Genomic DNA, 12,340 nt, shown 5'->3' with positions numbered 1-12,340 from the left:
TGGGGGAAGGTCACCAGAAGGATCAAGCTTGAGCGGCTACAGCGATGGATATTGGTGGTCACCCGATGGGCTGCGGCTCCATTATCGGGATTATGCGGGAGGCGATGACGGCCGCCCGCCCTTGCTCTGCCTGCCGGGGCTGACCCGCAACGCCCGCGATTTCGAACCGCTGGCCGGTCGGCTGGCGGGCGAGTGGCGGCTGATCTGCCCGGACATGCGCGGCCGCGCCGAAAGCGCCTATGCCAAGGACGCGATGACCTATGTCCCGCTAACCTATTTGCAGGATATCAGCCGCTTGCTGGCCGATCTCGCCATCACCCGCTTCGTTGCGGTCGGCACGTCGCTGGGCGGCGTCATCACCATGTTGATCGCCGCAACCCACAAGGAATGGCTGGCGGGCGCGTTGCTCAACGACGTTGGGCCGGTATTGGACGAAGGCGGGCTGGCGCGCATCCGATCCTATGTCGGCGTGGGCCAGTCGCACCCGACCTGGGTCCATGCCGCCCGCGCCCTGGCCGAGGCCAATGGCGACGTCTATCCCGGCTATGACCTGGAACAATGGCTGGCCATGGCCAAGCGCCTCTATCGACTGAACAGCGGCGGGCGCGTCGTGCTGGACTATGATATGAAGATCGCCGAACCGATCCGCGCCATGGGCAGCGAGGCCGGCGTCGACATGTGGCCCGTGATGCAGGCTTTCCGCGGCATTCCGACGCTGTTGCTGCGGGGCGAGCGATCCGACCTGCTGTCCGCCGCCACGGCGCAGCGCATGGTGGAGGGGATCGGCGACAGTGCCGAACTGACGACCGTTCCTGACGTCGGCCATGCGCCGGGGCTGGACGAGCCGGAAAGCGTCGCCGCGATCGACCGGTTGTTGGACCGCGTCCTGCATGGTTGATATTTCGGGCAAGAATAGGCCGCATATCCTCCACGTCCACGGCAGTTTCACTCTGGGCGGCAAGGAAGCGCGCGCCGTGCGGCTGATGAATATCTGGGGCGACAAGGCGCGGCACAGCATCGTCAGCGCCGATCCCGCGGCCATGAGCGCGCGGGACGCGATCCATCCTGCGATCGACGTCGAATTTCCCGATGGGCCGTCTTTTGCGGGCAAGCCGGGGCTGGCGCGTTACAAGGTCATCACAGCCTTCCTCAGGCGGTTCGACCTGATCCTGACCTATAATTGGGGATCGATGGATGCGGTCATGGCGCATCGGCTGGCGGGCGCATCGGCCGGCCTGCCGCCGCTGATCCATCACGAGGACGGGTTCAACGCGGACGAGGCCGAGCGGTTGAAGACCAAGCGCAACCTGTTCCGTCGGGTCGGGCTGCAACGCGCGCACGGCATGGTGGTGCCCTCGGTCCGGCTCGAAACCATCGCGCGATCGGTGTGGAAGCAGCCGGCAGGCAAGGTCCATCTGATCCGCAACGGCATCGACGTCGTTCGTTATGCCACGCCGCCAGCTAAGGACGCCATTCCTGGCCTGGTCCGCACGCCCGGCAAGCTGCTGGTCGGCACGCTGGCAGGGCTTCGGCCGGTCAAGAATATCCCCCGCCTCGTACGCGCCGTCGCGGCGCACAAGGATAGGCTGCAACTGGTGGTAGTGGGCGAGGGGCCGGAGCGCGAGGCGATCCTGGCGCAGGCCGCCGCCCTTGGCCTGGACGATATCCATATGGCTGGTTTCATGGACCGTCCTTGGCGCTTCGTCGGCCTGTTCGACATTTTCGCCCTGTCTTCCGACAGCGAACAGTTTCCGATATCGCTAGTAGAAGCGATGGCGGCCGGCGTGCCCGCGGCGTCCATGGATGTCGGCGATGTCGCCAACATGGTCGCCCCGGAAAACCGGCCGTTCGTCGTGTCTGACGAGCAGAGGATGGCAGATGCGCTGGAAACGCTGGCTGGCGACGCCGAACTGCGGGCCCGACTGGGAGCCGCCAACCGAGGCCGCGCAACGCGCGACTATGCCGAAGCCGACATGGTGAATGCTTATGCGCGCCTATATGGCGAGGCACTGGCCAGCCCCATGATTTTGCGCTAGGGCGCGCCAAATTCGTCATAGACAGCCAAAGCTGCTATAGGGTCGCTTTTACCCGGTCGAGGGGGCCGGGCGGTTTTTGCGGGAGATGTCGTTGTTCAAGGGGTTGAAGCCCATCGTCTATGGTGGCCGTGAAGTCTGGCCGCTGGTCGAAGGCGGCAAGGGCGTTGCCGTGTCCAACCACGCCAGTTCCGGCGCGTGGGCGGCTGCGGGCGGCATCGGCACGGTGTCGGCGGTGAACGCCGACAGCTATGACAGTTTCGGCAACGTCATCCCTCAGATCTACCATGGCCGTACCCGTCGCGATCGTCACGAGGAGCTGGTCGCCTATGCCATCGACGGCGCGGTCGAGCAGGTGAAGCGCGCCTATGAGATCGCCGGCGGCAAGGGCGCGATCAACATCAACGTGCTGTGGGAAATGGGCGGCGCGCAGCGCGTGCTGCACGGCGTACTGGAAAAGACCAAGGGCATGGTGGCGGGCGTCACCTGCGGCGCGGGCATGCCCTATAAGCTGTCCGAGATCGCGGCCTCCTACAATGTCAGCTATCTGCCGATCGTGTCTTCCGGCCGCGCCTTCCGCGCGCTGTGGAAACGTGCCTATTCCAAGGCGTCGGAATGGCTGGCGGCAGTGGTCTATGAAGATCCCTGGCTGGCGGGTGGCCATAACGGCCTGTCCAACGCCGAAGATCCCAAGGTGCCGCAGGACCCCTACCCCCGCGTCAAGGCGCTGCGCGACACGATGCGCGAAGGCGGCATTTCCGACGAGGTGCCGATCGTGATGGCGGGCGGCGTCTGGGCGCTCAAGGACTGGAACGACTGGATCGACAACCCCGAACTGGGCGCGATCGCCTTCCAGTTCGGCACCCGTCCGCTGCTGACGCAGGAAAGCCCGATCCCACAGTTGTGGAAGGAGCGGCTGACCCAGCTCAATCCCGGTGACATCCTGCTGCACAAATTCTCGCCGACCGGCTTCTACAGTTCGGCGGTCCGCAATCCCTTCCTGCGCAGTCTGGAGGCGCGCTCGGAACGGCAGATTCCGTTTAGCACCGAACAGGCCGGCGACCATACCCACCAGCTCGACGTGGGCGTGAAGGGCAAGAATTTCTGGGTTACGCTGGGCGATCTGACCCGTGCGCGCGAATGGGTAGGGCAGGGCTTCACCGCTGCGCTCAAGACGCCGGACAATACGCTGGTTTTCGTCGGCGAAGAGGAAAAGGGCGTCATCCGCAAGGATCAGACGGACTGCATGGGCTGCCTCAGCCAATGTTCCTTCTCGTCCTGGATGGACAGCGAGACCAATTCGACCGGTCGCCTGGCCGATCCGCGCAGCTTCTGCATCCAAAAGGCATTGCAGGAGGCGGTGCATGGCGGCGACCTCGACCAGAATCTGCTGTTCGCGGGCCACGGTGCCTATAAATTCAAGCAGGATCCCTTCTACTCCAACGGGTTCGTGCCGACCGTGAAACAACTGGTCGACCGTATCCTGACCGGCGATTGACGGCGTCGGCGATGATCGGGGGCATTCAGGGTCTGGCGGTGCTGCACTATGACACGCCGCATTTCGATATCGTGCAACCGGGGCAGTTCGTGCTGTGCGCCGTATCCGGCGCGCGAATCGATTTGGAAGATCTGAAATATTGGAGCGCCGAGTTTCAGGAAGCCTATCGCGGGCCGGAAGAAGCGACTCGGTCCTTTCTGCAACATCGCGGCCCGGATTTCCGATAAATAACGGCCGTTAAAGCGACGCCAGCCTGTCTGCCAGAAGGGGTGGGCTGGCCCAAATCGCTTTCAAGAGGTGCTGAACATCGGTTCAGCGTCTCAATAAGGCGATTGGTCGCAACTTTGCTATTCCGATACGGTGAAAACTGATGTAATCTTTTCTCAGAGGCGACGTAGAGCGCTGCATGTGGAAGGATGTTTTTCTGATGTCTCGTATCGACGTCTTTGGTGATCGTATTTGCATCGTGTCGAGCCTGCTGATCGTGGGCTGGTTCCTCTACAGCACGATCTTCTGATTCCTGCGGCGGGATTTCCCGCCTGACCGCGCTTTCGTCGGGGTCATTGTCTGGATTGAGCGCCTGTGCCACGTCTATGGGCGCGGCCATGTTGCGTCCATGCACCCTGTGGTTCTGCATAATTGGAGATGATGATGTTCAGCCACATCATGGTGGGTGCCAACGATATGGAGGCGTCCAGGTCCTTTTACGACGCGACATTCGGTGCGCTGGGTGCGAAACCCGGCTTTTACGACGAAATGGGGCGTGTCATCTATATGCATGACAATGCCTTGTTTCTGGTGACCAAGCCGATCGACGGTGCGTCGGCCTGTCATGCGAATGGCGGGACTATCGGTTTCACCATGGCCTCGCCCGAACAGGCGGACGCTTGGCACGCAGCAGGCGTGGCAGCGGGCGGCGCAACCTGCGAAGATCCGCCCGGCGTGCGCGAAGGCGGCTTCGGCAAGCTGTATCTCGCCTATCTGCGCGATCCGGCGGGCAACAAGCTGTGCGGGCTCCATCGGATCGGGTGATTAGGCATAGGCTGGTTTTGGTTGGGATGGCCAAGCAGGACTGGCGGCACCCCAAGCAAAGCTATTTCGACTTTCTCAACTAAATGACTAGATAGAGTGGCGAGCGTTTCGCTCCGCGGCTTTTGAAGGATGTCAGCTTGCTCCGCGTCACCAACGGCTAAAGCGCACGGTGCCGAAGCGACGACGCCAGGTTTCGTGTTCCCTTGCTATGAGGAGAAGACGATGACTCGCAAAACCACACGCCCCCGCCAGCCTCATCGCGTCCAGCCGGACAGCCATGTCTATCTGCCCCATTCGTCCTGGACTCGCGTCGAGCGCAAGGCGGCTGTGGGCGGCGCGATCGCGCCCGATGACTTCTGGGCGCGGCTGGGGCTTTGAACCCAGGTCCGGTCAGGAAAGCTATCATCTTGGAGGGCGAGGCGCCCGCGTCGTTCGGTCACGCGACCGACGGCGCGGGCGGCCGTATCAATTGCTCAAGCCGTTGACTGGCACCGCCGCGACGCCCTCCGCCTCGAAACTGGCGATGGGATAGGCGCAATAGTCTGCGGCATAATAGGCGCTGGGGCGGTGATTGCCTGATGCGCCCAGGCCGCCAAAGGGCATGTTGCCCGCCGCGCCCGTGGTCGGCCGGTTGCGGTTGACCACACCAGCGCGGCTTTCCTCGACCACCCGCTGCCACAATGCCTCATCCTGCGAGATCAGCCCGGCGGACAGGCCGAAGCTGGTGGCGTTGGCGGCGGCGATCGCAGCATCGAAGTCCGGCACGCGGATGACCGTCAGCACCGGTGCGAAAATCTCCGCATCGGGCGCGTCAACGCCGGTCAGGTCGAGCAGGGCCGGGGTGACGAAGGCGGCGCTGCGATCCTGCACGCTGTCGAAGTCGCGGATCACCCGCGCGCCGCGCGCGATCAGGTCGCTGACGGCGCGGTGTGCGGCCGCGGCGGCCTGGTCCGACACCAGCGGTCCCATGAAGGCGTCGCCCGGCTCGTTCCAGGCGGCGATCGGCAGGCGGGAGGCAAGGGCGGCGGTAGCCTCCACGATGGAGTCGCCGGTCGCGCCTTCGGGCACGATCAGACGGCGGGCGCAGGAACAGCGCTGGCCGGTGGTGATGAAGGCGGAGTTGACGATGATCGACGCGGATGCTTCTGGCGAGTCCCAGGCGATCAGCGGGTTATTGCCGCCCAGTTCCAGCGCCATGACGACATGGGGCCGGTCGACCAGCGCCCGACGCAGCGCGGCGCCCGCGCCTGCCGATCCGGTAAAGAGCAAGCCGTCGATATCGCCCGCGACCAGCGCCTCGCCGGTAGCGCGACCGCCCTGGACCACGGTCAACAACCCGTCGGGCAGGCCCGCCGCTGTCCAGGCGTCGGCCATCGCCGCACCGGTCGCGGGGGTGATCTCCGACGGTTTGAAGACGACGGCATTGCCTGCGATCAGGGCGGGGACGATATGACCATTGGGCAGGTGGCCTGGGAAATTATAAGGGCCAAGCACCGCCATCACGCCATGGCCGCGGTGACGGAGCACCGCGCGGCCGAAGGGCATGTCGGCGGCGCGCTCGCCGGTACGTTCGGCATGAGCCTTGATCGACACATCGACCTTCGCGATCATCGATCCGATTTCGGCGTCGCTTTCCCAGAGCAATTTGCCCGTTTCGCGGGATATGAGTGCGGCCAGCGCCGCGCGCCTGTCCCCCAATATCTGCGCATAGCGGCGAGCGATGGCGATGCGGTCGTCCACTGGTAGCGCGCGCCAGCCGGGCAGGGCAGCATGGGCGGTGGCAATGGCGCGGTGACAGTCGTCCGCGCTTGCGACCGGGCCTTCCCAGACCAGTTCGCGCGACGCCGGATCGAAGGACTGGAGCATCATACTCACCGTGACGCGCCCGCTTGCGCACTGGTCATGGCGAAGATGCCAGTCGCGTTGCCGGTGTCGAAGGCGAGGTCGAGCCTGCCTGTCGCGGGATCGATATCGCGGCTGATGAATTCGTAGAAGGAGCCGGGCACCTGCCGCAATTCCCCGTCGGCGAAGAGTCGTTCGACGCTGTCGGCGCGGAAGGCGGTCTGGCGCACGCGGCCCGTTGCGGAGACTTCCAGTTTCTCTTTCATCGGGCGATCCTCCGCTTTCAGCCGTTCAGCAAGAGCGGCGACATCCGCAACCCGGTCGGTCGCATGGTTGAAGCCATTGCCCTCGGTCGCGATCCAGGCGGCTTCGTTGGAGCGGGACAGGAGCAACTGATAATCGGCGAAACCCGGTGCATCATGCTGACGATCGAAGGCGGACAGGATCACCGGTAGCGTGGCGATTGCGTCAACGAGTTGGACAGCTTCTCCGGCTTCATAGCGCGCCAGCATCGCCTTCGCCCGATCGTCCAAGGGATCGCGCGACGTGCCGAAGACACGGGCGGCGGCCTCGGCAAATTCCGGGTCGAAGCGATCGACATGGAGTTCGGACAGGAAGAATTGCGGGATCGCTTCGGGGAAGTCGCTATGGCGGTAGGCCCGGCCGGTCATCTTCAGCCGGTCGAGCGGATAAATGGCCGCCATTGCATAGCCCAGGGGCAGGAAGATGCGGGTGAAGGCATCTTCACCGCCCGGCAGCGCGCCGGTCGGGCCATCGGGAAAGCGGATCGAGCGGAGCGCGCCATGGTCGAACATGACCTTGCCGCCCCGGGCGAGCGTATCGGCGACATAGGCTTTTCCGCTCGGCACCCGATGCAGCAGGTCGGCGAACAGGGTGACGTTCAGCGCCATGGCGAAGGCGGCGCGCGACACGGTGTCGCCGCGCTGCGTCAGCAGGGCGGGATCGATCGCCAGCATGGCGAGCGTCTGGCGGCCCGCCGCTTCGCCCAGGGTGGCGACGACCAATGTCTCTATGCTGCCCATATTCTCAATCGACATGAAATGCTCCGGGATGACAACGCCCTTATCGCAAGATAGGCATGATTTTCAAAATGGCGACCTGTCATCTGTAGATGCGAGTTTGGAATGAGTGGATTGCGCAAATGGCTGCCGCCAATGAACGCACTGACCGCCTTCGAAGCGGCAGTGCGCCATGGCGGGTTTTCGCGCGCGGGCGAGGAGATTGGGCTGACCCAGAGCGCGGTCAGTCGCCAGATCGCGCAACTGGAGGACTGGCTGCAGATGCCCTTGTTCGACCGGATCGGACGACGGGTGCGGCTGAACGAAGCGGGGCGGGCCTATGCCGACGACCTGTTGCCGGCGCTCGACGCCATCCGCCGCGCGACGGCACGAGCTTCCGCGCGGCCGTCGCAGACCGCGCTGCGGGTCGCGACCTTGCCCAGCTTCGGGATGCGCTGGCTTGCGCCGCGCCTGCCGCAACTGACCGCGCGGCATCCCGATCTGGTGATCGATTTCGCCGCTCGTTCGCAACCCTTCGACTTCGGGCATGAGGATTTCGATGCAGCCGTTCATTTCGGTGTCGCGGCGGATTGGCCCGGCGTCACGATGGATTTTCTGTTCCGCGAGGAAGCGGTGCCCGTTTGCGCGCCGGCCTGGCTGGCGGCACATCCGCTGCGCGAACCGGGGGACCTGCTGCGCGCGCCGCTCTTGAGCCAGACGTCGCGTCGCGATGCCTGGACCCGCTGGCTGACGGCGGCGGGCGTGGATGCGTCGGCACTGGCGCCTGGACCGGCCTATGAGCATTTCCTGATGCTGGCGCAGGCCTGCGCAGCCGGGGGCGGGGTGGCGCTGATCCCCAGTTTCCTGATCCAGCCGGAACTGGCGGCGGGCACGCTGGTCGTCCCCTTCGCCCGGCCGCTGTCGAGCGAACAGGCCTATTATCTGGTCTACCCGACCGGGGCGCTGGTCGCGGGGGCGCTGGCCCAGTTTCGCGACTGGATGGTGGAGCAGGCGCGGGGCGCCTGAACCTTCACATCTTCTTGGGCATGCAGTCCGCGCCGGCGGCCTTGATCGCGCCGCAGAGGCGCGCGGCGTCGTTGTTACTGGCGAGCGGCCCGGCCTGGAGCCGCGTGACCGCGCCGGCCTTCACCAGATAGGGCTGATAGGCAGACAGGCCGCTGACCTTGCGGCTGAGCTGGCTCCAGAGCGTGCGGGCGCGCGCTTCTTCGCCGAACGCGCCGAGCTGTACGCGCCAGCCGCCCGAAGCGGCGGGGGCAGCGGCCATGGCAGCAGGACGCGCGGGTTCCGGCGCTGGCTTTGGCTTGGTGACAACGACCTGCGGTGCGGGCCGGGGCGGCGCCGGCGCGGGTTTGGGGGCGGGTTGGCTGGGCGTGGAGGGCGGCAATTGGGTGGTGCGGACGGCCGATGGGCCGCTGCGCGGCGGCGGCGGAGCCGCTTGCGCCAGCATGACGCTCTTGTCGCCCTTGTCCAGGCTGGCGGCGAGGGCCAGACCCTGCTTGCGTTGATCTTCGGGGATATATTTGTCCATCTGCTCCAGGCTGGTCGCGGCCTGCGGCAGGCCCGACGCGGAGGCGCGGGTCATCAGCGCATAGGCGCGGACCCAATCCTTGCCGAGCGTGTCGCCGTTGAACAGGGCGGTGCCGACGATATATTGCGCCCGCGGTTCGCCGCGCATCGACGCGCGCTGCAGATAGGGCATGGCGCCGGTGCGGTCGCCTTGCTGGAACATCAGCAGGCCCAGATTATCCTCTGCGCGCAAATGTCCCTGCACCGCCGCCTTGCGATACCAGTCTATGGCGGCGTTGAGGTCGGGCTGGACCCCGCGGCCCAGCTTGTAGGCCTGACCCAGATTAAACTGTGCATCGGGGTCGCCCGATTGCGCCAGCGGCCGCCATTCGGCGACCGCCTTCGCATAATCGCCCTGCTGCCAGGCGTCCACGCCGGCCTTCACATCCGCCAACGCGGGCAACGCAATGCCCAGCATCGCGACCAGCGCCGCGGTTCCCCAGATATGTTTCATATGCACAGGCTCCAGTGCGAAAATCGTCATGGGCAACCGCAATGGTCAAACAAGGTTAAAGTCCTGTTAGCGTAACGGTAAGATGCCGCACAGCAACTTAACCATGATGTCGCACGACCATCAAGTTTCGCGGGCAGTTAACCAAATTTTAGCGGCACTCGTGGCAATCCGGCCCGGAACTGGATTTTCTGGGGGGTGTGCGTGCGGATTTTGGCAATGGCGTCGCAAAAGGGCGGATCGGGCAAGACGACCTTGTCGGGCCATCTGGCCGTGCAGGCGCAGCGTGCCGGCGCCGGCCCGGTCGTGCTCATCGATATCGATCCGCAGGGTTCGCTGGCCGACTGGTGGAACGAGCGCGAGGCGGAGTTTCCGGCCTTTGCCCAAACCACGGTCGCGCGCCTCGCCGCCGACCTCGAGATATTGCGCCAGCAGGGTTTCAAACTGGCCGTCATCGATACGCCGCCTGCCATCACCATGGCGATCCAGAGCGTCATTTCGGTCGCCGAACTGATCGTCGTGCCTACCCGGCCAAGCCCGCACGACCTGCGCGCCGTGGGCGCCACCGTCGACCTTTGCGAACGCGCTGGCAAGCCGCTGATCTTCGTGGTGAACGCCGCCACACCCAAGGCGCGCATTACCTCGGAAGCCGCCGTGGCCCTGTCGCAGCATGGCACGGTCGCACCGGTGACGCTGCATCACCGTACCGATTTCGCCGCCTCGATGATCGACGGCCGCACCGTGATGGAGGTCGACCCCAAGGGTCGGTCCGCCGCCGAGGTGGAGGCGCTCTGGTCCTATGTGTCGGACCGGCTGGAGAAGAATTTCCGCCGCACCGTCTTTTCCGTGCCGCAGGGCACAGTCGGCACGATCGCCAGCCGTCCATCGAGCGGGGGCTTCGGCCGCCGCGTGATCGGCCAGTAAGGAAAGCCAGGACCATGGCCGAACCCAAACCGCTTGCTTCGCTGACATCGGGCCTGCTGGCCCGCAAGGGCGCGGCCCAGCCGGCGATGCGCCGCCCGATGCTGGGCTTTGGCCGTGCATCGAGCGCGGCGCTGCAGCAGGATGACCTAGGCTGGAACGACATGGGCTTCGATGTCGAGCCGGTGCATGAACCGATGGAGGAACCGGCTGCGCCGATCGGCCTGACGCCGATGACGCCCGTCGTTCCCGTGCCGCCGGTGGTGGCGGAGCGCAAGGTTCTGGCCAAGCGCCTCGCCGCCAAGCCCGCATCGGTTCAGGCCGTCGCCCGCAACCGCAAGGCGGCGTTCACGCTGCGCCTGGATGCCGACCGGCATCTGAAACTGCGTCTGGCCTGCGCGATCACGGGCCGTTCGGCCCAGCAGATTGTGACGCAGGCGCTGGACGATCTTCTCAATGACCTGCCGGAAATCGACCGGCTGACTCAGCAGCTGCCGCATATGCGCGACGGCCAGTGAATGAAGGGTGGGTAAATTTATGAAACGCACGACATTCGGAAAGGCGGCGCTGTCTTCCCTGCTCGTCGCCACGACCATGGTCGGCTGCACCGGCGCGGCTTTTCGCCCGTCGGCTTCGGCCGTCCAGCAGAAGGGCAATCCGGGCAAGCTCGCCATCGCCGCCGAAAAGGCGCTGGCCGATCGCAACGCCGCCAAGGCGGTGGAAGCCGCTGAAGCCGCGGTGCAGCTTGCCCCGCAGAACGCCGCCTATCGCCAAATTTTGGGCCGTGCCTATGTGCTGGCCGGACGCTTCGCATCGGCCGAAACGGCACTGAACGACGCCATGACGCTGGGTAATAGCGATGCCAGCACGATCGTCAGCCTGGCGCTGGTGCAGGTGGCGCAGGGTCGCCCCGACGCCGCGCGCAGCTTGCTGGTCGCCAATGCCGGCACGGTTCCAGCGGGCGACTATGGCCTGGCGATGGCGATGGCGGGGGATTCGGCCGAAGGCGTCCGCATCTTGTCCGAAGCCATTCACGATCCGTCGGCGACCGCGCGCACGCGCCAGAACCTGGCCTATGCCTATGCGCTGGCCGGCCGGTGGAAGGATGCGCGCATGATCGTGGGCATGGACCTGGAGCCGCTGGCCGCGAACAAACGTATTTCCGACTGGGCGCAGATCGCCGAGCCGTCCCTGGCGCCGATGCGCGTCGCCGCGCTGATGGGCGTGACCATCAACGGGGGCGATGCCGGGCAGCCGGTCGCGCTGGCGCTGGCGCCTGCCGCCGCGTCGGTCGAAATGGCGCAGGCCGTGCCTGAAGTCGCGCCCTTGCCCGAGAGTCAGCCCGAAGCGCCGGTGCAGATGGCGCAAGCCGCCCCCGCGCCGCAGCCGGTGGTCGAGGCCGCGCCCGTCATCAGGGCCGAACGCGCGCCGGTGCGCGTCGCCGCCCGCGATTTCATCGTCGAGGATCGCAACGCCAAGCCGGTTCAGGCCAAGAGCCGCACCGCCAAGGCGCCGCCGGTCGTCGCCGCGCGGATGCAGCAGGCCGCCTTCATCAAGCCGGTCGCCAATGGCGCCAGCAACTGGGTGGTGCAATTGGGCGCCTATGACAATGCGGCGATCGCCAAGGAAAAATGGATGACCATGGCCGGGCGCAGCAGCACGCTGGCCGCTTTCCCGGTCCTCACCAGCCAGGCGACCGTCAAGGGCAAGGCCTATCACCGCCTCGCCATCAGCGGCTTTGGCAGCCGGGCAGACGCCATGACGGCGTGTCGCACGATCCGCGCCCAGAGCGGCCAGTGCTTCGTGCGCGAAGGCGCGCCGGGCGCGACGCCGCAGCGCTGGGCCGTCGCCACCAAGGGCCGCCAATACGCATCGCGCTGAACCTTCCCTCCCAAGCGTGACCCTGAACGCGCGAGGCCCACCGGCTTCGCGCGTTTTTTCTTGGCCAAAGACGGCA

At 65.7% G+C, this 12,340-nt stretch carries 13 protein-coding genes; 10 read left to right on the top strand and 3 right to left on the bottom strand.

What is annotated here, in order from left to right:
- Nucleotides 1-28 precede the first annotated feature (28 nt).
- From SBA_RS16105 to SBA_RS16080, 6 genes are all read left to right on the top strand, one after another.
- Entirely contained in the window at nt 29-898 is an 870-nt protein-coding gene (locus SBA_RS16105; protein ID WP_261935151.1) for an alpha/beta fold hydrolase, read from the top strand.
- The gene (locus SBA_RS16100) at nt 891-2,036 is read left to right on the top strand and encodes a glycosyltransferase (protein WP_261935150.1); all 1,146 of its coding nucleotides are present in this window, start codon (nt 891-893) and stop codon (nt 2,034-2,036) included. The genes SBA_RS16105 and SBA_RS16100 overlap by 8 nt, the downstream gene beginning before the upstream one ends.
- Before the next feature lie 91 nt (nt 2,037-2,127).
- A complete protein-coding gene (locus SBA_RS16095) occupies nt 2,128-3,531 on the top strand; it encodes an NAD(P)H-dependent flavin oxidoreductase (protein WP_261935149.1) in 1,404 nt (467 codons plus the stop codon).
- Between the two features lie 11 nt (nt 3,532-3,542).
- On the top strand, nt 3,543-3,758 hold the full coding sequence (locus SBA_RS16090; protein WP_261935148.1) for a DUF2093 domain-containing protein: 216 nt from the start codon (nt 3,543-3,545) through the stop codon (nt 3,756-3,758).
- A 424-nt stretch (nt 3,759-4,182) separates the two neighbouring features.
- Nucleotides 4,183-4,563: a VOC family protein gene (locus tag SBA_RS16085; protein ID WP_261936766.1), complete on the top strand. Its 381-nt coding sequence runs from the start codon at nt 4,183-4,185 to the stop codon at nt 4,561-4,563.
- Between the two features lie 222 nt (nt 4,564-4,785).
- The gene (locus SBA_RS16080; protein ID WP_224551096.1) at nt 4,786-4,941 is read left to right on the top strand and encodes a hypothetical protein; all 156 of its coding nucleotides are present in this window, start codon (nt 4,786-4,788) and stop codon (nt 4,939-4,941) included.
- 87 nt (nt 4,942-5,028) lie between these two features.
- On the opposite strand, the gene astD is transcribed toward SBA_RS16080, so the two are convergent.
- Both astD and SBA_RS16070 read right to left on the bottom strand, forming a co-directional pair.
- Nucleotides 5,029-6,432 (bottom strand): succinylglutamate-semialdehyde dehydrogenase, encoded by a 1,404-nt coding sequence (astD, locus tag SBA_RS16075; RefSeq protein ID WP_261936765.1) that lies wholly within the window; start codon nt 6,430-6,432, stop codon nt 5,029-5,031.
- 2 nt (nt 6,433-6,434) lie between these two features.
- Nucleotides 6,435-7,463, bottom strand: a complete 1,029-nt coding sequence (locus tag SBA_RS16070; protein ID WP_261935147.1) for a DUF1338 domain-containing protein — start codon at nt 7,461-7,463, stop codon at nt 6,435-6,437.
- Between the two features lie 87 nt (nt 7,464-7,550).
- Here SBA_RS16070 and gcvA point away from each other — a divergent pair, with 87 nt between their 5' ends.
- Entirely contained in the window at nt 7,551-8,450 is a 900-nt protein-coding gene (gcvA, locus tag SBA_RS16065; protein ID WP_261935146.1) for a transcriptional regulator GcvA, read from the top strand.
- A gap of 4 nt (nt 8,451-8,454) precedes the next feature.
- On the opposite strand, the gene SBA_RS16060 is transcribed toward gcvA, so the two are convergent.
- Nucleotides 8,455-9,465 (bottom strand): SPOR domain-containing protein, encoded by a 1,011-nt coding sequence (locus SBA_RS16060; protein ID WP_261936764.1) that lies wholly within the window; start codon nt 9,463-9,465, stop codon nt 8,455-8,457.
- A gap of 201 nt (nt 9,466-9,666) precedes the next feature.
- Here SBA_RS16060 and SBA_RS16055 point away from each other — a divergent pair, with 201 nt between their 5' ends.
- Genes SBA_RS16055 through SBA_RS16045 form a run of 3 tightly spaced genes read left to right on the top strand, consistent with a single transcriptional unit; the run spans nt 9,667 to nt 12,264 of the window.
- Complete coding sequence (locus SBA_RS16055; RefSeq protein WP_224551092.1) at nt 9,667-10,386, top strand: ParA family protein; 720 nt, start codon at nt 9,667-9,669, stop codon at nt 10,384-10,386.
- A 14-nt stretch (nt 10,387-10,400) separates the two neighbouring features.
- Nucleotides 10,401-10,901 (top strand): hypothetical protein, encoded by a 501-nt coding sequence (locus SBA_RS16050; RefSeq protein ID WP_224551091.1) that lies wholly within the window; start codon nt 10,401-10,403, stop codon nt 10,899-10,901.
- Between the two features lie 19 nt (nt 10,902-10,920).
- Nucleotides 10,921-12,264: an SPOR domain-containing protein gene (locus tag SBA_RS16045; RefSeq protein WP_261935145.1), complete on the top strand. Its 1,344-nt coding sequence runs from the start codon at nt 10,921-10,923 to the stop codon at nt 12,262-12,264.
- The last annotated feature ends 76 nt before the right edge of the window (nt 12,265-12,340 follow it).

The organism is Sphingomonas bisphenolicum, from assembly GCF_024349785.1.
Taxonomy (GTDB): domain Bacteria; phylum Pseudomonadota; class Alphaproteobacteria; order Sphingomonadales; family Sphingomonadaceae; genus Sphingobium; species Sphingobium bisphenolicum.
The sequence above is the reverse complement of the archived record's forward strand: the minus strand, read 5'-3'. Positions and strand labels throughout refer to the sequence as shown.

Coding starts and splice junctions, on each gene's coding strand:
- gcvA (WP_261935146.1), top strand. CDS start 7,551: ATGAGTGGATTGCGCAAATGGCTGCCGCCAATGAACGCACTGACCGCC.
- SBA_RS16085 (WP_261936766.1), top strand. CDS start 4,183: ATGTTCAGCCACATCATGGTGGGTGCCAACGATATGGAGGCGTCCAGG.
- SBA_RS16060 (WP_261936764.1), bottom strand. CDS start 9,465: ATGAAACATATCTGGGGAACCGCGGCGCTGGTCGCGATGCTGGGCATT.
- SBA_RS16100 (WP_261935150.1), top strand. CDS start 891: ATGGTTGATATTTCGGGCAAGAATAGGCCGCATATCCTCCACGTCCAC.
- SBA_RS16045 (WP_261935145.1), top strand. CDS start 10,921: ATGAAACGCACGACATTCGGAAAGGCGGCGCTGTCTTCCCTGCTCGTC.
- astD (WP_261936765.1), bottom strand. CDS start 6,432: ATGATGCTCCAGTCCTTCGATCCGGCGTCGCGCGAACTGGTCTGGGAA.
- SBA_RS16080 (WP_224551096.1), top strand. CDS start 4,786: ATGACTCGCAAAACCACACGCCCCCGCCAGCCTCATCGCGTCCAGCCG.
- SBA_RS16070 (WP_261935147.1), bottom strand. CDS start 7,463: ATGTCGATTGAGAATATGGGCAGCATAGAGACATTGGTCGTCGCCACC.
- SBA_RS16090 (WP_261935148.1), top strand. CDS start 3,543: ATGATCGGGGGCATTCAGGGTCTGGCGGTGCTGCACTATGACACGCCG.
- SBA_RS16050 (WP_224551091.1), top strand. CDS start 10,401: ATGGCCGAACCCAAACCGCTTGCTTCGCTGACATCGGGCCTGCTGGCC.